Annotated in this window: 16 protein-coding genes; 10 read left to right on the forward strand and 6 right to left on the reverse strand. The window is 65.2% G+C overall.

All coding sequences use genetic code 11. The annotated features are described in order from the left end of the window. Positions 1–111 precede the first annotated feature (111 nt). On the forward strand, positions 112–1,980 hold the full coding sequence (locus tag Spa11_RS04455; protein ID WP_145108500.1) for a hypothetical protein: 1,869 nt from the start codon (positions 112–114) through the stop codon (positions 1,978–1,980). A 45-nt stretch (positions 1,981–2,025) separates the two neighbouring features. Here the strand turns inward: Spa11_RS04455 and Spa11_RS04460 are convergent, their stop codons facing one another. The 3 genes from Spa11_RS04460 to bcp all read right to left on the reverse strand — a co-directional run bounded on the left by Spa11_RS04460 (position 2,026) and on the right by bcp (position 4,070). Continuing rightward, positions 2,026–2,364 carry a hypothetical protein gene (locus Spa11_RS04460; RefSeq protein WP_145108503.1) on the reverse strand — a complete coding sequence of 113 codons (339 nt, stop codon included), beginning with the start codon at positions 2,362–2,364 and terminating at the stop codon, positions 2,026–2,028. A gap of 364 nt (positions 2,365–2,728) precedes the next feature. After that, positions 2,729–3,175: a hypothetical protein gene (locus Spa11_RS04465; RefSeq protein WP_145108506.1), complete on the reverse strand. Its 447-nt coding sequence runs from the start codon at positions 3,173–3,175 to the stop codon at positions 2,729–2,731. Between the two features lie 397 nt (positions 3,176–3,572). Beyond that, on the reverse strand, positions 3,573–4,070 hold the full coding sequence (gene bcp / locus Spa11_RS04470; protein ID WP_145108509.1) for a thioredoxin-dependent thiol peroxidase: 498 nt from the start codon (positions 4,068–4,070) through the stop codon (positions 3,573–3,575). A gap of 270 nt (positions 4,071–4,340) precedes the next feature. Between bcp and rsfS the strand changes: the two genes are divergently transcribed. From rsfS to Spa11_RS04485, 3 genes are all read left to right on the forward strand, one after another. Further along, the gene (gene rsfS / locus Spa11_RS04475) at positions 4,341–4,787 is read left to right on the forward strand and encodes a ribosome silencing factor (RefSeq protein WP_145108512.1); all 447 of its coding nucleotides are present in this window, start codon (positions 4,341–4,343) and stop codon (positions 4,785–4,787) included. 292 nt (positions 4,788–5,079) lie between these two features. Further along, positions 5,080–7,047, forward strand: coding sequence for an arginine--tRNA ligase (argS, locus tag Spa11_RS04480; RefSeq protein WP_145108515.1), 1,968 nt, complete (start codon positions 5,080–5,082; stop codon positions 7,045–7,047). 152 nt (positions 7,048–7,199) lie between these two features. Continuing rightward, on the forward strand, positions 7,200–7,847 hold the full coding sequence (locus Spa11_RS04485) for a hypothetical protein (protein ID WP_145108518.1): 648 nt from the start codon (positions 7,200–7,202) through the stop codon (positions 7,845–7,847). Between the two features lie 154 nt (positions 7,848–8,001). Here the strand turns inward: Spa11_RS04485 and Spa11_RS04490 are convergent, their stop codons facing one another. The 3 genes from Spa11_RS04490 to Spa11_RS04500 all read right to left on the reverse strand — a co-directional run bounded on the left by Spa11_RS04490 (position 8,002) and on the right by Spa11_RS04500 (position 11,481). Continuing rightward, the gene (locus tag Spa11_RS04490; RefSeq protein ID WP_145108521.1) at positions 8,002–9,828 is read right to left on the reverse strand and encodes a glycoside hydrolase family 2 protein; all 1,827 of its coding nucleotides are present in this window, start codon (positions 9,826–9,828) and stop codon (positions 8,002–8,004) included. A gap of 275 nt (positions 9,829–10,103) precedes the next feature. Further along, positions 10,104–10,703 (reverse strand): DUF4405 domain-containing protein, encoded by a 600-nt coding sequence (locus Spa11_RS04495; RefSeq protein ID WP_197529737.1) that lies wholly within the window; start codon positions 10,701–10,703, stop codon positions 10,104–10,106. Positions 10,704–10,824: 121 nt separating this feature from the next. Next, positions 10,825–11,481, reverse strand: a complete 657-nt coding sequence (locus Spa11_RS04500; RefSeq protein ID WP_145108527.1) for a basic secretory protein-like protein — start codon at positions 11,479–11,481, stop codon at positions 10,825–10,827. Positions 11,482–11,684: 203 nt separating this feature from the next. Here Spa11_RS04500 and ffh point away from each other — a divergent pair, with 203 nt between their 5' ends. The 6 genes from ffh to Spa11_RS04530 all read left to right on the forward strand — a co-directional run bounded on the left by ffh (position 11,685) and on the right by Spa11_RS04530 (position 18,351). Continuing rightward, positions 11,685–13,163, forward strand: a complete 1,479-nt coding sequence (gene ffh / locus Spa11_RS04505) for a signal recognition particle protein (RefSeq protein ID WP_145108530.1) — start codon at positions 11,685–11,687, stop codon at positions 13,161–13,163. A gap of 234 nt (positions 13,164–13,397) precedes the next feature. Continuing rightward, the gene (locus Spa11_RS04510; protein WP_145108533.1) at positions 13,398–15,506 is read left to right on the forward strand and encodes an autotransporter-associated beta strand repeat-containing protein; all 2,109 of its coding nucleotides are present in this window, start codon (positions 13,398–13,400) and stop codon (positions 15,504–15,506) included. A gap of 262 nt (positions 15,507–15,768) precedes the next feature. Then, entirely contained in the window at positions 15,769–16,191 is a 423-nt protein-coding gene (gene rpsP / locus Spa11_RS04515; RefSeq protein WP_231933139.1) for a 30S ribosomal protein S16, read from the forward strand. Between the two features lie 58 nt (positions 16,192–16,249). Then, positions 16,250–16,954, forward strand: coding sequence for a tRNA (guanosine(37)-N1)-methyltransferase TrmD (gene trmD / locus Spa11_RS04520; protein ID WP_145108536.1), 705 nt, complete (start codon positions 16,250–16,252; stop codon positions 16,952–16,954). 390 nt (positions 16,955–17,344) lie between these two features. Then, on the forward strand, positions 17,345–17,725 hold the full coding sequence (gene rplS, locus Spa11_RS04525; RefSeq protein WP_145108539.1) for a 50S ribosomal protein L19: 381 nt from the start codon (positions 17,345–17,347) through the stop codon (positions 17,723–17,725). A 233-nt stretch (positions 17,726–17,958) separates the two neighbouring features. Next, complete coding sequence (locus tag Spa11_RS04530) at positions 17,959–18,351, forward strand: YraN family protein (protein ID WP_145108542.1); 393 nt, start codon at positions 17,959–17,961, stop codon at positions 18,349–18,351. Positions 18,352–18,910 lie beyond the last annotated feature (559 nt).

Consider the following 18,910-nt stretch of genomic DNA (forward strand, 5'->3'; position numbering starts at 1 on the left):
TCGTTTCGGTTTGCTAGCTTCCTGGACGGCACGCCCCTTGCCAGCCTAGATTGCCCAGATGGCTGCCCAGCAGGGGCCGGCCCGCTAGCGTTAATCCCCCAGGCCTTCCTGATGTTCCTGATCCGCAATCTGACGCTCGCCCTAAGCGTCGTTATCGCCCCCGCCACGGTTTCGCTCGCTCAAGACTATCGGTCGCTCGCCGACGCGGCCAAGTCTTCGTTCCAGCCGCTCACGGCCGAGGACTTGGCCGCGTCGCGTGGCCGGCTCGCGGAGCAGGTCTACGCCGTCGAGCGACTGGTGAACCCCGAATCGGAGTTCGGCCGCCGCTGGCTGTCGTTCCTGGCGTGGGAGGGCGTGCAGAAGCAACTCGCCCCCGACGCCGAGCCAGACCTGGCCGCCGCGCGGGAGACGCTCCGCCGGCTCGGCTCGGGCGCGGACGGTCTCGACCGGCCGGAGCTCCAGGCGGTCGCCGATGCACTGGAGGACTACATCGTCGTGGCGTCGTTCGCCCCGGCGCCGGCCGAGCGGCAGAAGCAGTCCTTCGAGGCGACCGTCGATGGCGTCGCCGAACGGCTCGCCGACGAGGCGGCGCTGAAGTCGGCCCGCGGCAGCCACGAGGTCGAACGCCGGCTGGCGCTGCTCGCCGGGCTCGATTCGCTCGATAGGGACGATTCGCTCGCGGCGCAGGTGCGGGGCGAGTTCGGCGCGCCGAACGCCTACGTCGAGGTCGACACGCCGACGCTCAACAAACTCGCCGGCCGCGCGATCAACGATTGCGGACCGCTCACCGATTGCATCCTCGGCACCAGCATCCGCGGCACGGGTCTGACGAACGGCGTGGTGAGTGTCTCGACGCTTCCATCTGACGGCCGCGCGCGACTGTTGTTCACTCTGACGGGTTCGACCCGCTCCAACACGGTGGGCGTCAACGGCCCGGTGCAGATCCGCAGCGTGGGGACCACAACGTTTGCGGCGTCGAAGCTCGTGACGCTCAGCGACGAGCGTTTCGACCTCTCGCCGGCGAGCGCCAACGCGACGACCCGCACCAGGACGCAAGGCGTCTCGAAGATCGGCGGCGGGCTCGGCAGCCGATTGATCGAGCGGATCGCCCGCCAGCGTGTTGCAGAGCAGAAGGCCCGCGCCGATGCGATCGCTTCAGACCACGCCGAGGTCCGTGTCAGGAACCGGCTCAACGAAGAGCTCGGCCTGCGCATCACGGAGGCCCGCGGCGACTACGACGCCCGCGTCACCCGCCAACTCCGCCAGCGCCGGGCCACGCCACGGAGCATCGTTTACCACACGACATCGCACTCGCTGACGCTCGACGCCGTGATGGCCGGCGAGAGCCAATTGGCCGCCTGGGGCGAGCCGCCGGCGCCGCTGCCCGCGCCGATCAGCGCGCGGCTGCACCAGACCGCGATCAACAACCTCCTGGATTCCTACCTCGGCGGCGCGACGTTGCGGCGCGAATCGGTTGAGGAGCCGACGCGGATCAACATCGTCACGCCCTCGTGGCTCGAACTGAAGGCCGACCAGCCCGCCGAGGGCGAGGAGTTCCAGGCTTGGTCGATGCGGCTGCGGGCCGACCGGCCGATCTCGGTCGAACTGCACGAGGGGAGGATCAAAGCGATCATCCACACCGAGCAGATCCGCGTCGAAGACAAGAGCTATGACAACTGGGACCTCGTGGCGGTCTTCGAACCGCAACAGGTCGAGGGCCGTTGGCAGCTCGTCCGCCAGGGGGACGTGGACGTCCTGCCGACGCGTTTCGACCCCGCGTCGGGCGGGCAGCTCTCGAGCTCCGAGGTCGGGCTACGCACCAACCTCTCGGACGCCATCAACAAGGGCAATCGTATCCCGCAGACCGTGGACATCGATCCGATCGATCTCACGAAGCGCGAAGGCCCGGTGGAGAACCTTCACATGGAGGGGATCGAGATCCACGATGGCTGGGTTGTGGTGGGGTGGCGAGCGGAATGATGAGAGGTCTCCTGTAGGTTATTTAACGGGCGGCGCCGTCCACAGCTATCCAAGCGGCAAGTTGCTGCGCGTCACTCGTCCGCCGCTCTCGTATCGCCCGGGGCCGACGAAACGACACCAGCGGAGCGTCACATCGATCTGTAGCCCGCCTAGCCCGATTTCTTCGAGACGCGGGTCGGCCGCCCGCATCCGCACGCGGCGGTAGGGGAGGGCCTCGGTGTGCTCCAGCCCGATGCCCCGCGCGCTTACATCGCGGCCGACAACGTAAGTGGGTTCTGCGTCCGCTGCCGGTTTGCCCGTCGCCTCGTTGATCGGCGTCAACGCCAAGCGGTAACTGAACTCACGACGATCGGCGCCCCGCCTCTCGTGGGCGCAGGTTCCCAAGAGTTCGCATTCCGCCTGTTGCCTGAAAGCTTCGGGGGGAGCGTCAATTTGAGGCGCGCAGTCACCCATGGGATCGGGACCCTCCGAGACCGGAATTCGGCGCCGACGGTTCAGCCGCGGAGCCAATGCAGAGTGGGCTTAGACGAGGAGCGGGCCGAGGCGTCCGCCATCTGAAAAGTACGTCGCGGATTCGCAACTAGCGGGGCTAGCGGCCGGAAGTTGAGATTTCTCTTGCCGGCGCCGCCGGACTAACCGGACCCCGTGCGGGGATCGCCGATTGTATCGCTAAAGCCCAAGGCGGCGGCTCCGCGGCTGATGTATGGCGCCGTCCGGCAGACCGAGGCGTCCGGATTTTGAGCCCCGCTCAGAGAGCCAGCATCCCCAGGCACCAGAAGGCCGCTGCTGCGATGGCGAGGGTCGCGAGCATCGAAAGGGCTTCGGCCATGGTGGCCGTCCGTGGGCGCGGCGCCAGGAGGAACGATGCGACTTGTGACTCGACGCCTCCAACGGAGAACTGCCGCCGCCAGTCGCTAGCCGCGGGGCGGCCGGGGTTTCCCGCCATCGCCACGCCGTTGGGCGACACGGCCGCCATGGTCGTCACCGGCCGACTCACGCCCCGGTAGCGTGGCAAAGCCGCTCGCTCCCGTGCGGTCAGCGCCTCGTGCGTCTGCTCGTCGTACGGCCGTAGCGCCTCGGCGATGCGGCGGCACTCCGCGCAGGCCATCAGGTGGCGATTGACGGCGGCGTCGCTCGGACGGCCCGCTGGGAAGGGGCCCGCCGTCAGGACGACAAAGACGTGATCGCATTCCATCGCGCATCTCCGAAGAGCAGGCGACAAGCCCTTCGCCTGGGGCGAAAGCGTCGCGGCAGCCGTTCCGCCAGCCGGCCGCGGGTGACAAGCAGGAAGATTTCAGACGAGGTGCAGATCGAGTCGGTTCCTAAAGATTATTTCGTCGCGGCGCCGGCTCGCTAGTGCATTTCACCCGGGGGTTTACCGAAAAAAAGGGCGGATGCCCCCGCCATCGGGTGGAACCCATCGAGACGCAGCCAACCGTGCATGGTTTCGCGCAGTCTCAGCCGGTTGCTAGCTGCAATACAAGGCATCTCACCACGACGGGCACGAAGGTCGCGACGAGCTGTTCACGAGGCGTCGTGAACCTCTGGAGCAACCTTTGTGACGCCAAAAACCTGTTCCGCCGAAAGTTTTCTCAGGAGTTGGCCTTCAGCTCCGCTAGCGCATTGAGCACTTGCTCGTCGTGGCCGTCGACGCTGACGCGCTTCCACACCTTCGCTACTTTGCCATCGGCGTCGATCAGGAATGTGCTCCGCTGGATGCCCATCGACTTCTTGCCGTACATGTTTTTCTCACGCCAGGCGCCGTACTTGTCGGCCACCTTGTGGTCGGGGTCGGCAAGGAGCGGGAAGTTGAGCGAGTACTTGTCGCGGAACTTCTCGTGGCTGGCGACATCGTCGGGGCTGACGCCGAGGACCACCGCCTCGCTCCCCGCGAGCTTCGCCTGGGCGTCGCGGAACGCGCAGGCCTCCTTGGTGCAGCCAGGGGTGTCGTCCGCGGGGTAAAAATAAAGCACCACTGGCCGGCCTTTGAGGTCGGAGAGCCGAACCTTCTGGCCGTCGTCGGCTGTCAGGGTGAAGGCGGGCGCTTTGGCGCCGGCTTCGATCCAGGTGGGGGCGTCTTCGGTTGCCATGTCTCGGGCGGGGCTTTGAGGGCTCAACGGAACGGGAAATCGCGGCGAGCCGCGGCCGTCCCGTGAAGAACCGCCGAGCCCTGCGCGAAGAGTGTAGGAAATCAGGGCTAGAGGGCCACCCGGGGCCAATCCGCTGTCGACCTACCGCCTGCCTCGGTCCGATCATGCGCTCCGGAGGGCAACTCCGGGGTCAAAAGGCCCGGCGCCAGGGCGTCGCCCCTTGGCGAAGGGTCGATTACAATCAACTACCGACGAGGAGAATCGTCACCCATGCCTGCTAGCCTTCTGGAGCCTGCGATCACCCACGAGACCGAAACCGCGACCGACGCCTCCGCCATCAAGCGGGGAGAGGCCACCAGCCTCCAGCTGGCGCTGGCCGCCGCGCGGATCGCCGCCGACAACCGCGGTGAGAACATCACGGTCCTCGACCTGCGCGAAGTCACGCCGGTCTTCGACTACTTCGTCATCGCCACCGGCACCAACCGTCGGCAGCTGCACGCGATCAGCGAAGAGATCGATCACTGCCTCGAGGACGACCTTGGCGAACCCCGGATGGGGATCGAAGGCTACGCCGAGAGCCGCTGGATCCTGCTGGACTACGGCTCGATCGTCGTGCACCTGTTCGACGCCGAAACGCGCGATTTCTACGCGCTGGAGGACCTGTGGACCGACGCAGTCAAAGTCCCGCTGCCGTCGGATCCCGCGCCAGAGGCTTAAGGTGTCGCGCAGAGACGCTCCAGACGCAGAGTCCTGGGCCGTTATGTCTCGCGCATAGTAAGGCAAATTGTAGGAGGCGTCTCCAGACGCCGATTACGCGCACCATGCCGTTGCGGTGTGGACACCGTAATCGGGGTCTGGAGACCCCTCCCACATTCCTTGTAGGAGCGACATCAGCTTCGCTCCTTTGCGCCTTTGCGTGAGTCCACCCGCACACCCCTCTGCGTCTCCGCGTCTCTGCGCGAGACCTGCCCGCCTTGCAGCCCAGCAGCCCCCCAGCCATTCTCTTGGCATGAACGCCCTCGCTGAGCTCCGCCGCCGATTTACTGCCGCTCTCTCTGGCCTCGCCGAAGACCCTGCCAAGCTGTCCGAGATGGTCCTCCCGAGCCAGGACCCAAAGTTCGGCGACTACCAAGCCAACTGCGCGATGCCCCTGGGGAAGCAGCTCGGCAAGGCGCCGCGCGACGTGGCTGCCCAGATCGTCCAGCGGCTGAGCGAGCAAGACGGCTTCGCCGCGATGTGCGAGCCGCCCGAGATCGCCGGCCCGGGGTTTATCAACCTGCGACTCCAGGACGCGTGGCTGACCAAACAGCTAACCGCCGCGTTGACCGACGAGCACCTCGGCGTTGCGCCCACGGCGACGCCGCGCAAGTACGTCATCGACTACTCGAGCCCCAACGTCGCTAAGCCGATGCACGTCGGGCACATCCGCTCGACCGTCATCGGCGACGCGCTGACGAACGTCCTGCGTTACCTGGGCAACGAGGTGATCACCGACAACCACATCGGCGACTGGGGCACCCAGTTTGGCATGATCATCTACGGCTACAAAAACTTCCGCGACGAGGTCGCGCTCGCAGCGGCGCCCGTCGCGGAGCTGGGCCGGCTCTACAAGCTTGTGAATCAGATCGGCGACTACCAAGCCACGGTCGCCGAGACGTTGCCGACGCTGGCTGAGAAGCTCGCAGCGGCCGAAGAGCGGGTCGAGGACCTCAAGGCCGCAGGACCGAGCGGCGACGCCAAGGAGGACAAGGCGATCGCCAAGAAGCTGCGTCAGGCGGAAGGCGCCGTTGTCGAGCTGCGGAAAGAGATCGAAGCCACCGAGGCGAAGGTCGCCGCGTTCGAGGCCGACCCGGTTCTCTCGAAGCTCAGCAGCGAGCACCCGGCGATCGGTGCGTCGGCGCTGGCGGAGACGGCGAAGCTGCACTCCGGTGACGCGGAGAACGTCGGTCTCTGGGAGAGGTTCCTGCCGGCGTGTCTCGCCGAGTTGCAACTGACTTACGACCGCCTCGGCGTGTCGTTCGACCACACGCTCGGCGAGAGCTTTTATCACGACCGCTTGGCGCCTGTTGTCGATGATCTCAAAGCGAAGGGTCTCGCCCGCGAGTCGGACGGCGCGCAGTGCGTCTTCCTTGAGGGCTACGAGGCGCCCTTAATCGTGCAGAAGAAGGATGGCGCCTTCCTTTACGCGACGACCGACCTGGCGACGATCGAGTATCGCGCCAAGGAGTGGGCGCCCGACGCGGTGCTGTACGTCGTTGATCACCGTCAGTCGCTCCACTTCGAGCAACTCGTCGCCGCCGCCAGGCTGTGGGGCTACGACCAAGAGCTGACGCACGTGTCGTTCGGCACCGTGCTCGGCGAAGACGGCAGGCCCTACAAGACGCGCAGCGGCTCGGCCGTCGGGTTGATGGGCCTCCTTGATGAGGCCGTCGAGTGCGCCCGCGCGATTGCCGACAAGAGCAGCATCCTCGAGACCGACGCTGAGCGTGCTGAGGTCGCCGAGCGGATCGGCATCGGCGCCATCAAGTACGCCGACCTCGCCCACAACCGCACCAGCGACTACGTCTTCAGCTACGACAAGATGCTCGCGATGACCGGCAACACGGCCGCGTACATGCAGTACAGCGTCGCGCGTGTGAAGAGCATCTTTGGTAAGAGCGGCATCGATCCTACCGCCCTCCGGTCTTCCGACGCGGAGCTAAGACTGACCGAACCCGCCGAGCGCGCGTTGGGCATCGAGTTGCTACGGTTCAGCGAAGCCCTCGAACGCGTCGCTGCCGAGTACCGCCCCCACTACCTGACGGGCTACCTGTTCGACGTCGCCGGCCGCTTCGCGGAGTTCTTCGAGCAATGCCCCGTGCTGAAGGCCGAGGACGAAGCGACCAAGAAGAGCCGGCTGCTGCTGTGCGACCTTGTGGCGCGGACACTGGAGACGGGGCTCGCGCTGCTGGGGATCCGCGTCGTCGAACGGATGTAATCGACCGGCTCGCAGCGAGTGTCGTCGGCGGTTAGACGTCTCTGGTGCTCTTCACGCCCATTGCGTTTCCATTCTTGGGACCGGCACGCACGGCCGAAGGCTCCGGTTGCCGATATCGATTATGGGACGCCCTCTCAAATCGAGGTTTCGGCATGGAACGCCAAGACGCTAGCGACGCCATCCACTTCTGCTCGCACTGCGGGCGCCGCGCGCAGGGCAACTTCTGCTCTGGCTGTGGGCATTCGCTCCGGTTTGGGGCGGAAGTCGCCGAAGTCGAGTTCCTCGATGTCGATTGGCGGAGCGCCATCAGCTACGAAGTGATTGCTAGCGTCCCGGAGGTGAAGCAGCGCGTTGCGCAGGCAGCGGCTCAGGCCAAGAAGGGGCTCAGCGGGGAGCAGATTCTTTCGCTGGCGGAGAACCTGACGCCCGGCGTGCCGATGGAGAAGCTGGCTGGCGTTGTCCAGCCGCTTTATGCCTCGTGGGGCGTGAAGACCGGGAAGGAGCGTAGCGATACGGTCGCCACTCCCGTGGGCGAGGCGATCGTGCGGGTGCTGTGCTCGCTGGCGCGGCGCGGGCAGGAGGTGCTTGGCGTCGAGCAGCACGACGATGGTTGCACCATCACCGCGACGCTGCCATCGGACGTGTGGGCGCTCGGCGGGAAGATGATTGTTGCGGTGCGTCGTGACGCTCGCGGCGCTCGGATCGACGCCGCCACCCTGATTGAGGGGCAGTGGATCGATTGGGGGAAGAGCAAGCGGCGGTTGGAGCTGCTGCTCAGCGATGTTCGCGCGGCGGCGTGAGCGCGACGTGCCGCGAAGAACCGGACGCTAAGCCGTGCCGGCTGATGATGGCGGTTAACCCATCAGCCGCGGGGCCTTAGCCCCCGGTTCTTGCGGTGTGAGCGTTTGCAACGCAAGCCGTATCATCGTGCTACCCGCGGCTAGCGCCGACGGCTCATTCTTTCTCTTTGCTGAAGAGCGACCCTTCGGCGATCTCCGCCAGTTCCTTCGCCGGGATCTTGGTGACGCGGCGGTCGTACGTCAGCAGGCCGTTGATCTCGCCTTCGACGTCGGTCGTTTGCGTGTAAACGCCCGCGGCGATGCCCTTGCTGCGGAGTTCGCCTAGCTTGCGGAGCGACTCGCGGTAACGGTCGAGGTACTCGGCCTCGTCCTTAGGCAGACCGCCGTAGCCCCAGTTGTGGCTGCCCGGGCGCCAGAGGTGACCCTCGACGGGGAAGCCGTGGCCGCCGAACTCGCCGACGACCTTCACAAAGCCATCGAAGCGACCCTCTTTGCCGCGGTTAAACGGGAAGTCGGGGTGCGGGTAGGCGTGGTGGTCAACGATGTGACCGGCGGGCCAGAAGTTGCCGCCGCTGGCGACGTTGACGATCCGCGACGGGTCGCGCTTCACGAGCCACTCGCCGACCTCGACGGTGCGGTGCTGGCCCCAGGCTTCGTTGAACGGCACCCAGACGACGATCGACGGGTGGCTGTCGAGCTCGTCGATCATGCGCTCGAGCTCAAGCATCCACTGATCGTGGCGCGCGTCCGGCCAGTTGGCGTCCTCGGGGTCCGGCGCGAGGCGCGTCCACTTGGGGCTCGGGCCGCCGCTCACTTGGTCCTGCCAGAGCATCATGCCGAGGCGGTCGCAGTGGTAGTAGTAGCGGCGCGGCTCGACCTTGATGTGCTTGCGGATCATGTTGAAACCCGCGTCGCGGAGGTACTCCACGTCGGAGAGCATCGCCTCGTCCGAAGGGGGCGTCAGCAAGCCGTCCGGCCACCAGCCCTGGTCGAGCGGGCCCCAGTGGAAGATCGGCTCGCCGTTGAGCGTGAGGACGAGGTGGCCGTCCTTGTCCTTGGTCGTGCCTACCGAGCGAATACCGGCGTAGGACTTCACCTTGTCGATGACGTCGCCATCGGGCGTCGTGAGCGTCAACTCAAGTTCGTAGAGGTGCGGGCTCTTCGGCGACCAGAGCTTGGCGTCGGGGACGGTCAGCGTGACTTCGTCGCCGCTTGCCGTGTTCGCAACGACTTCCTTCCCGTCCTCCAGCACGCGCGCGGTGAACTTGTAGTCGTCGTCGCCTTCGACATCGGCCTTGATCTTGATCGTGCCCTCGTCGGCGTCGGTCGTCATGTCGAGGTCGGCGATCCAAGCCTCGTCGACTTCTTCGAGCCATACCGTCTGCCAGATGCCCGAGACGCGTGTGTACCAGATGCCGTTGGGACGGCGGACTTGCTTGCCGCGGAGCTGCCAGTCCTCGGTGGCGTCAATGACGCGGACCGTCAATTCGTTCTCGCCGTACTTCAAAGCATCGGTCACGTCGAACCAGAACGGCGTGTTGCCGCCGCGGTGCGTGCCGACCGACTTGCCGTTAACCCACACCTGGCAGGCGTAGTCGACGGCTTCGAAGTTGAGCAGCGTGCGCTTGCCCCCGGTCTTCTTGGCGTCGAACGTCCGGCGGTACCACAGGGCCTCGTCGCTCTGCAGCTCACGCTTCACGCCACCGAGGTGCGACTCAAGGCAGAACGGCACCAGGATCTCGCCGTCCCACTCTTCTGGCGTGGTGACCGACTCGCTCGGCGTGACGGCGTAGGACCACTTGCCGTTGAGGTTGGTCCAGTCGCTCCGCTCGAGTTGCGGGCGGGGGTACTCCTGCCAGACGTTGTCGGCAGTGACCTTGTCGCCCCAGGTGGTCGTCATCGGTTCACGCCGCGGCTCATCGGCCAGCGAAGCGGCGGCGGGGAAGAGACACAGAGCAACAGCGAGAGCTTGCTTAAACATGCGGTCGATCGAAGGAGAGTTAGCAGAGAAGCGGCTCGAGAGCCGGCAGAGTTGTAACTTTAGATGGCAGCGCGGGGCCTCTAACTTAATCCCGAATCGGAGCGGATTTTTTCAGAAAAAACTCCAGATCCGTTACGCAATTCGGGATTAGAGCGCGGAAGGTCATGGCTCGTAACGGATTGCGGTCCTCGACGCCGCCGAAACGGGAGCCGACCCGATCCAGCAGTTTAACCCCGCTCCCCGCGTCGGGGGGGGTAGTTGACCTTCAAGGGGCCCTACTGGGCTAGCCGCTCGCGCAGCTCCGCCATCGAGATTCCCAACTCCCGGGCGAGGGGGCCGAGCCGCTCCTCCTCACTCACCCCGCCAGGCAGGCCGATCTGAGCCTCTAAATCGACAAAACTCTTGCCGAGAACCCCGGCCGCCTCGCCGACGGTCATCCGCCCATTGAGTGAAAGGCGCCCCGCTTCGTGATCAACGGATAGCGCCGACTCGGCCTGCGGCCCGTGTCCCCGGGCCGCCTGCTGCCGGACCTCGATGGGCGCGATGAACGGCGACGCTGCGGCGAACAACACGGCGCCAAGCGTGACGAGTCCGGCCAACTGACGGCGTCGCTTTGTCGCCGTGTCCTGCCCGGAGAGGACGCAGACGATCCACTTCCAGTGCAGCGCGAGATGCACAAGGAGGGTCACGACCATCGCCATCGCGACCCAGGCGTGGAGGTCGCCCCATTGATGACGGTCGAGTGACCATACGGTTGTTGAATGGCCTGTGCCGGGCGGCAAACGCCACCAGATCAGCAGCCCCGTCGAGAGCAGCACCATCGCTTCGACGGCTGCAAGGGCATCGACCACCGCGTTGACGTTCGTGCGCTTCATGGCTCGAGCCTCCCGGGCGAGGTAGGACGAGCCGACGGCATGCGGCCCGTCAGCCCCTATCCTCTCGCGCCGTAGGTCGGCGTCCATGTGGCAAACGGACGCGGCTCAAGCCCGATCCGGATCAGCCCTCGGCCGTGTAGGCGTCCCACAGCTCGTCGAGAGTCTTGCCGGTCGCTTCCTCGAATAGCTCGGGCTTGTACTCACCTTCGCGGAGAGCGCGGTTGAGCTTGTTGACGATTCCCGGGCCGTCGTTCGACTCGATCCACAGCAGGAAGCCGCCGGCCACGCGGTAGCCCTGCTTGTAGCCGCCTTCTTCCTTGGGCCGCTGGAACCAGTCCTGCTCCTTCCCTTCATAAATGGCCCAGCGGATGTAGTCGGCAATCCCCTCGCAAATCCAGAACTCGGCCCCGTTCGGGTAATCCTGGATCACGTGGACCAACTCGTGGACCATCAGGCCGATGTCCTCGGGGTGCTTCTCGATCCAGTGCGACGAGACGTAGATCTTGCCGTTGGCGGTGCCGGCGACGCCTTCGTCGGTCTTCCGCATGACGATCTCCGCCGAGGTGGGCGCCTCGAACCCCGGCGACGACAGCAGGTTCACCAGCCGCGGCTTCCACTTCAGCAGCAGTTCTTTCGACTCCTCGGCCCACTCCTTGAGGTGCGGCGTCTCGGCGGCGTTGACGGTGATCTCGAAGTCGGCGGCAATCGAAATCGAGGCGCCGACGGCGAGGAGGTTTATTGCTGCCGCGGCGATCACAGATGGGGCGTGGAGGCGCATGGAGGCTCGGGAGTTGCGGGGAGCGAGTGAGAACTTGCTTCCCTAAATACCGCGGGAAGCCGAAGGGTTAACCCACTTCTTCTCGCTTCTCGGGGTGAAATGCCCACTGGTTGCCCCCCCAGCGGCGCGGGCCGTAGACTATCGGGTTCGCCCGATCCGTTGTTACGACCTGCTCCGATCGCCACAAACCCTTCCCAGGACACATGTTCGACGCCCTCCAAGAAAACCTCGGCGCCGCGTTCAAGACGCTCCGCGGTCAGGGGAAGCTGACCGAGTCGAACATGCGGGAGGGGCTGAAGCTCGTCGAGAAGGCCCTGCTGGAGGCCGACGTCAGCTACGACGTAGTCGGCGCCTTCATGAAGCGGGTCAGCGAGCAATCGCTCGGCGAAAAGGTCCTGTCGTCGCTGCGGCCCAACGAACAGGTGATGGGCATCATCTATCAGGAACTAGTGAACCTGATGGGCCCGGTGGACCACTCGCTCCACCTGAAGGGGAAGGGCGAGGTCACGGTCCTGATGATGTGCGGCCTGCAGGGCTCGGGCAAGACCACGACCTGCGGCAAGCTTGGCAAGATGCTCAAGGAGAACGGCCGGCGGCCCCTCCTGGTGGCCGCCGACCTCCAGCGTCCCGCGGCGATCGACCAGCTGCACGTCCTCGGCGAGCAGCTCGATATCCCGGTTTACAGCGACCGCACGACGCAGGACCCGGTCAAAGTCACCGCCAACGCCGTCGAGCGCGCCAAGAAGCTCGAGGCGGACGTGGTGATCCTCGACACGGCGGGCCGGCTGCACATCGACGACGAGTTGATGCAGCAGCTGCGGCAGATCGACCAGCGTTGCCACCCCGATCAGGTTTACCTAGTCGTGGACGGCATGACGGGCCAAGACGCCGTCAACAGCGCCAAAGCGTTCAACGAAGCGCTTGAGCTCGACGGCGTCATCATGACGAAGCTCGACGGCGACGCCCGTGGCGGCGCGGCGATCAGCGTCAAAGAGGTCACGGGCGTCCCGCTGAAGTTCATGGGAACGGGCGAGCACCTCGAGAACCTCGAACCGTTCCACCCGGAGCGGATGGCGGGCCGCATCCTCGGCCAGGGCGACATCATGTCGCTCGTCGAGAAGGCGCAGCAGGAGTTCGACGAGGACGAGGCCAAGCGGCTCGAAGAGCAGCTCGCCAAGGGCGAGTTCACGCTCGACGATTTCTTGAAGCAGATGCAGCAGATCAAGCGGCTGGGTCCGCTGAAGAAGGTCCTGGGGATGATCCCCGGCATGGGCTCGATGCTCGGCCAGCTCGACGACCTAGACGCCGAAGGGGACCTCCGCCGGCTGCAAGGCATCATCCACTCGATGACCATGGCCGAGCGCCGCAAGCCGAAGGTGATCGACCAGAGCCGCCGCCGCCGCATCGCCGCCGGCGCCGGGGTCGAGCCCTCGGCGGTGAACGACCTCGTGAAGCAGTTCGACACGATCGCCCCGATCATGACGATGATGGCCGGCAAGGGCGTCGGCGACCGGATGAAGATGATGCGCGAGGTCCAAGCCCAGATGGCGGGCGGCGGCGGGGGCATGATGGGCAAGAAGAAGCAATCGACCGGTAAGCGTCTGTCCACCAAGGACAAAGCCCTGGCTCAGAAGGAACGCCAGAAACGGCTCAAGCAGCTCAAGAAGCAGCGAAAGAAATAGCGTCGCGCGGCGGCTCTCGGCTGGCCCACGACGTAGGTCGTGCGACCAGCTGAGCAAGTCCATCGCGGTCATGGGAGTGCTCACGACGCCCGTCGTGTGAGTCGCTAAACGCCCCCGTTTTGCGACACCATCACCCCGCTCTAAGCGAGCGGTTGATAGGGTGCAGAGACCAGCGTCATCACCTAACGATGACGTCGTGCTTGTCTTGCGTCTCATCTCCCGGAGAGTCCCCCGATGCGCACCGTCGCGCTTGCCACGTTGCTGCTCTGCCCGCTAGCCGCCGACGCCCAGGAGACCTTCATTTTCGTCGGGCCCGCCGGCGCGCCGGCGTGGACGAATCCTTCCAACTGGTCCGGCGGCAGCGGCTCGTTCAGCGCGTGGCCCGGCGAGGCGCCCCAGCCCGGCACGCGCGACAGCGCCACCATCACGGGGTCCTGGGCCACGGCCAACACGATGGACCTTGGCGCGACGAGCGTCGCCCTCGACGTGTTACGGATGGGCTCTAGCAGCGTCGGCGAAACCGTCATCGCGGGCTCGGGTGGCGCAACGCTCACGGCCAATCGGATCGAGCCCGCCGGCGGCGTCTTTAGCAGCAATCGCTTGACGGTCGATCTGTTGCTCGACGGTTCACTCGAGCTCACCAACGCCACCTCTTCGCTCGTGCTCGACGGTGACCTTATCAACGGCAGCCCCGACGCCTTCCAACGCACCGTCACCAACAACACCGACCGCACCCTCAGCATCAACGGCCCGGTGCTCCTCTCCGACACGCCTGGCGCGCCGGGCGACCTCCGCTTCGTCAACGGCGGCGTCTCGCAGGTGGTGCTCAACGGCTCGATCTCCGACGGCGCCGCCCCGGGAGGACGCGTCATCTTCGCCCGTGGCGACTTCGACCACGTCGCTCCGAACACCAACACCGGCGTCACCCAACTCGGCGACAACGACCCCAACGTGGGCTCGACGCACACCATCCACACCGACACGTCACTGGGCCTGGGCCGGATCGTCATCAGCGGCGGCAACGAACTAAAGGTGATCCGCAGCGCCGACGGCAAGGGGACACGAAACCTCGCCAACGAGATTCAGATCGCCCGCGACGTGGTCTTCTCGGGGTCCAACGCCATCGTGCTCGACGGCACGGTGTTCCAGTCCAACGGTCGCAGTGTCATCAACCAGATGAGCGCGAGCACAACCCTCACGTTCAACGGTCCGATCTACGCCTCTAGCACGACCGATGTCCGCGAATGGACGTTCGACGGCGTCGGCCGAACGGTCGTCAACGGCGTGATTGACGACTCGCTCACCGCGCCGCAGCTGACCGGAGCGTCAGTCGCTAAACGCGGCGCGGGTCGCACGATCTTCACCAACCCCGCCGTCGCCGCTTACAGCGGCGCCACGCGCGTCATCGATGGCGTGCTACAGATCGGCGCCGGTGGCGACGCGGTTGGCCTTAACGGAGACGTGGTAAACGGCTCGGCGACGCTCGAGGTCAACCACTCCGGCTCGCTTGACTTCGACACGCTCGTCGCTGGATCGCTGACGTTCCGCCACACCGGCCCGGGAGTCACGACGCTGTCACGCAATAACACTTCGACGGGACCCTATGTGGTCACCAGCGGGACGCTGCTGGTGAGCGGCAGCGCCGGAGCGGTCACCGTCTCGCTCGCCGAGTTAGGCGGGACCGGCTCGGTCGGCGCCGTCACCGCTCAGAACTTGGGCGTCATTGCGCCGGGGCTCGGGGGTATCGGCTCACTATCGGCGGCTTCACTCAGCTTGCAGAGGGGCGGTCGCCTGGAGATCGAGATCGGTTCTTCCTCGCACGATCTGCTCAGCGTTGCCGGCGACGTGTCACTCGATGGGCAGTTGTCCCTGGCGCTGGCCGCGTTTCCCGCCGATCCGTTGGCGGAGCTGACGGTGCTCACTGCCGGAGCGCTCTCGGGGTCGTTCTCGAACATCGCCAGCGGCGCCCGTCTGGCGACGGTTGACGGCCTTGGGTCGTACGTCGTCACGGTCGATACCGCGGCCGGCGAGCTGCGGCTCTCGGACTTCGAGTCCGCCGTGCTGCCGGGCGACTTCAACGACGACGGCTCGGTCGACGCCGCCGACTACACGGTCTGGCGGGATAACTTCGGCCAACCCGTCGGCATGCTGCCGAACGACGTGGATGGCGTCCTCGAGGGGGGCGTCGTCGGCTCGGCCCAGTACGACCGCTGGGCGGCCAACTACGGGGCGACGGCTGCTGTGCCCGCCTCCGCCATCCCCGAGCCCGCCGCCGCGGCCCTGGCGGCCCTGGCGGCCGTCTGCGTCGCTCACCGGCCCCGCGCAGTTGAGTGCACGATCTGAGCTGTAGGCGAGCCGGGAGCGTCAGCGACCGGAGGGCGGCGGGTACCAGGGTTCCTCCGGTCGCCGACGCTCCCGACTCGCCCGATACTTTGGCCCCGGGAAAACCCCCGCTAGCTTCAAGCTCAACAGGGGTTGTGCGATCCCCCCCGGGATCGCCATACTTGCGGATTCCCAGAACACCCCTTGGCCCCAGTAATGGCACCGCAGGGCAGCGAGCGAACCACGCTCCCCCCGCCCGTGGCCCCGCAGGAGAAAAGCGAACGTGGCAGTCGTTATCCGCATGAAGAAGATGGGCCGCGCCCACCGGCACTTCTTCCGTATCTGCGCCACCGACAAGCGGGCTCCCCGTGACGGTCGCGTTCTCGAAGAGCTCGGCACCTACGACCCAATGGTCCCCGACGCCGACGCCCGCGTCGTGCTCAAGAACGAGCGCGTCGATCACTGGCTGAGCGTCGGCGCGCTGCCGTCGGAGAAGGTCGCCATCCTACTCAAGAAGTACGGCACCAACGGCACCCACGTCGACGCCCAGAGGGCGGCCGTGGAGAAGCTTTCGATGCCTTACACGATCCCCGACGCGGGCGAGCCGGCCTCCAAGCCCAAGGCCGACGAGCCCGCCGCGGAAGAGGCGAGCGCCGAGGCCCCGGCCGCCGAAGAGGCGCCCGCCGAACCCGCCGCCGCTGAGTGAGCTACTATTGAAGTCGCGGCCTCCGCAGCCGCTTGAGGCTTAGCGAACGGACAGCGCCATGCGTTTCGACGTGCTGACGCTCTTCCCGGAGATCTTCTCCGGGTACTTGACGCAAAGCCTGCTCAAGCTGGCGATCGACCGCGGCCTGACATCGGTCCACCTGCACAACGTGCGGGACTGGGCCACGGGGAAGCACCGACAAGTTGACGACAAACCCTTCGGCGGCGGCCCCGGCATGCTGCTGATGCCCGGCCCCGTGGTCGAGGCGGTCGAGGCGGTCCAAGCGATCGATGGCGCACCAGGTTCTCAATGCGGACCGGGTCGCCTCTTGCTGATGACCCCTCAAGGCCGCCGGCTCGACCAGCCGTTTGTCGAAGACCTGGCGACTTCCAAGCGAATCGTGATGCTGTGCGGCCGCTACGAGGGCTTCGACCAACGCGTCGTGGACCTGTTGCAGCCCGAAGAGGTGTCGATCGGCGATTACGTCCTCAACGGGGGCGAGGTCGCCTCGATGACGATCATCGACGCGGTCGTCCGGCTGGTGCCGGGCGTCCTCGGCGACGAAACCAGCAGCCAAGAAGACTCGTTCAGCCGCGCCGGCCGGACCCTCGAATACGCCCAGTACACGCGACCCCGTGAGTACCGCGGCCTCGAGGTTCCCGAGGTGCTGCTGAGCGGAAACCACCCCGAGATCGCCGCCTGGCGCGAACGGGATGCGAAAGCTAGAACGAACAAGAGACGAGGAGAGAGTAGCTGCGGCTAGATCCGAGTAAGAGAAGGTTGAGATAGCATGAGCAAACCTATGCTAGGAGTGCTCATCTGTATTTCAGTCGTCGCCGTCCCGGTGTTTCTCTATCTAGCCGTGGGCTACTGGCTCAGGATTCGACGAGGCATCTGTCCTGCATGTGGTCAAAAGCGGCTGAAGATGGTGAACTTCGTAAGGGCCACCATTGAGGTCGATGGAGAACGTGCTCCTGACGCTTGGTCTTATCACGAATGCGAACACTGCAATAAGCGATTTAAGCAACACCGCGGCAGATTCACCACCGCGAGCGAACATGAATCACGACACTTCGACATTTCGCGAAAGTTAGCCACGAATCGCCGCAACTTCGCTTAAGTAAAAAAACTACCCTATCCACCAAGCAAAGCCATGTCCGCCCACCCGCTCCTCGACATCGTCGAAAAGACCTCCCTCAAGTCCGCGGACGTGCCGCAGTTTGAAGTCGGCGACACCGTCGATGTGCACACCCGGATCCTGGAAGGCAACAAGGAACGCATCCAGGTCTTCTCCGGCGTGGTGATCGCCCGCAGCGGCGCCGGCGTCAAGGAGATGTTCACGGTCCGTCGGATCGTCAACAACGAGGGCGTCGAGCGCAAGTTCCCGATCCACTCGCCGAAGATCGCCAAGGTCGAAGTGACCCGCTCGGCCGTCGTCCGCCGCGCGAAGCTCTACTACCTGCGCGACCGCGTCGGCAAGGCGACCCGCCTCCGCGAACGCCGCCGCGACATCGCCAAGGGCGCCAAGGGCTAAAGCCGCTCGCGGCTTAGCGGTCAGCATTCAGCGATCAGCTTTTGGCCCTCGGGCTGAAAGCTGATCGTTTTTTTCTTTTTCCCCCTCCTCTCTTGTGGGGAGGCCTTTTTCTTTGGGAAACGGGGGGAGGGGGGCGCCCCGGGTACCCGCTCCCAACGAAGCGAACCACCAAGGAACGAAGGAACGAAGTTTTCCTTTGTTCCTTCGTTCCTTTGTGGTTCAACTGTGGAACCATGAGTTGGTTCCAATCTCTTCAACGCCCGATACCTCTCGGTCAGCGCGGCGAGCGCTTCGCCGCCCGCCTCTTGCGGCGTAAGGGCCACCGCGTGCTGCTCGCCGGCGAACGCAACCGCTTTGGCGAGTTCGACCTCGTGACAATCGACGAGCGGACGCCCGAACGGCGGCTGGTCTTCGTCGAAGTCAAAACACGCCGCAACGAACACGCCGGCGCCCCCGCCGAAGCCGTCACGCCAGAGAAGCAGCGTCGCCTCACCCGCGCCGCGTGGTCGTTCCTCCGCACACACGACCTGGAAGACCACCCGCTACGCTTCGACGTGGTGGGGATCGTCTGGCCGGTGGAAGCGAAGCGGCCGGTGAAGGTGGTGCATATCGAAGGGGCGTTTTGAACGCCGGTATCGAAGCATCTGAATAATCGCTCTAGACGTTCCATTCGGACGTAATGACGCAGAACTCCGACTTTCTTTGAACGGCTAATCCCGCGGACGCCAGACAGTAAGCAATCCTTGCGGCGCGTATTTGCTTGGGAGGAAATCGTAGGCCAGCAAGGAGGGCCCTATGCGACTCGGCATATTTCTAGCCAGCATACTGTTAATTCAGTTTGCGGGGTGCCGGCTGATGCAGCCTAAAATAGTGTCGCCACCCACCGTTTACGTACCCGTTCGTGTACCGGTGCCAGTCCCGGTTTACGTTGATGCTGGGCGCTTCGGGAGCAAGCAAGCCTATGCAAATGATCTAGCGACAGTGGATGGCCAGCCATTTGCTCCCTATAGAAATACCCAATCTACTGTTAGCGCAGTTCGAGTTGGACGTGCGGCTGATGTGTTTGACGCGAAGAAAATCCAGTCTGTTACGGCGGGAGTAAACGCAGACTCACTGCGCCGGGCTATTATGTCACGACTTGAGGTGATAGGTTCTGTAGAGTCGGTTCCTGTAGTCGAACCCAAC

Source organism: Botrimarina mediterranea (assembly GCF_007753265.1).
Lineage (GTDB): Bacteria > Planctomycetota > Planctomycetia > Pirellulales > Lacipirellulaceae > Botrimarina > Botrimarina mediterranea.

Excerpts from the sequence above, each read along its gene's own strand:
- rplS (WP_145108539.1), top strand. The coding sequence starts at position 17,345 with ATGTCCGCCCACCCGCTCCTCGACATCGTCGAAAAGACCTCCCTCAAG.
- trmD (WP_145108536.1), top strand. The coding sequence starts at position 16,250 with ATGCGTTTCGACGTGCTGACGCTCTTCCCGGAGATCTTCTCCGGGTAC.
- Spa11_RS04455 (WP_145108500.1), top strand. The coding sequence starts at position 112 with ATGTTCCTGATCCGCAATCTGACGCTCGCCCTAAGCGTCGTTATCGCC.
- argS (WP_145108515.1), top strand. The coding sequence starts at position 5,080 with ATGAACGCCCTCGCTGAGCTCCGCCGCCGATTTACTGCCGCTCTCTCT.
- rsfS (WP_145108512.1), top strand. The coding sequence starts at position 4,341 with ATGCCTGCTAGCCTTCTGGAGCCTGCGATCACCCACGAGACCGAAACC.
- ffh (WP_145108530.1), top strand. The coding sequence starts at position 11,685 with ATGTTCGACGCCCTCCAAGAAAACCTCGGCGCCGCGTTCAAGACGCTC.
- bcp (WP_145108509.1), bottom strand. The coding sequence starts at position 4,070 with ATGGCAACCGAAGACGCCCCCACCTGGATCGAAGCCGGCGCCAAAGCG.
- Spa11_RS04530 (WP_145108542.1), top strand. The coding sequence starts at position 17,959 with ATGAGTTGGTTCCAATCTCTTCAACGCCCGATACCTCTCGGTCAGCGC.
- Spa11_RS04490 (WP_145108521.1), bottom strand. The coding sequence starts at position 9,828 with ATGTTTAAGCAAGCTCTCGCTGTTGCTCTGTGTCTCTTCCCCGCCGCC.
- Spa11_RS04495 (WP_197529737.1), bottom strand. The coding sequence starts at position 10,703 with ATGAAGCGCACGAACGTCAACGCGGTGGTCGATGCCCTTGCAGCCGTC.
- Spa11_RS04465 (WP_145108506.1), bottom strand. The coding sequence starts at position 3,175 with ATGGAATGCGATCACGTCTTTGTCGTCCTGACGGCGGGCCCCTTCCCA.
- Spa11_RS04485 (WP_145108518.1), top strand. The coding sequence starts at position 7,200 with ATGGAACGCCAAGACGCTAGCGACGCCATCCACTTCTGCTCGCACTGC.
- Spa11_RS04510 (WP_145108533.1), top strand. The coding sequence starts at position 13,398 with ATGCGCACCGTCGCGCTTGCCACGTTGCTGCTCTGCCCGCTAGCCGCC.
- Spa11_RS04500 (WP_145108527.1), bottom strand. The coding sequence starts at position 11,481 with ATGCGCCTCCACGCCCCATCTGTGATCGCCGCGGCAGCAATAAACCTC.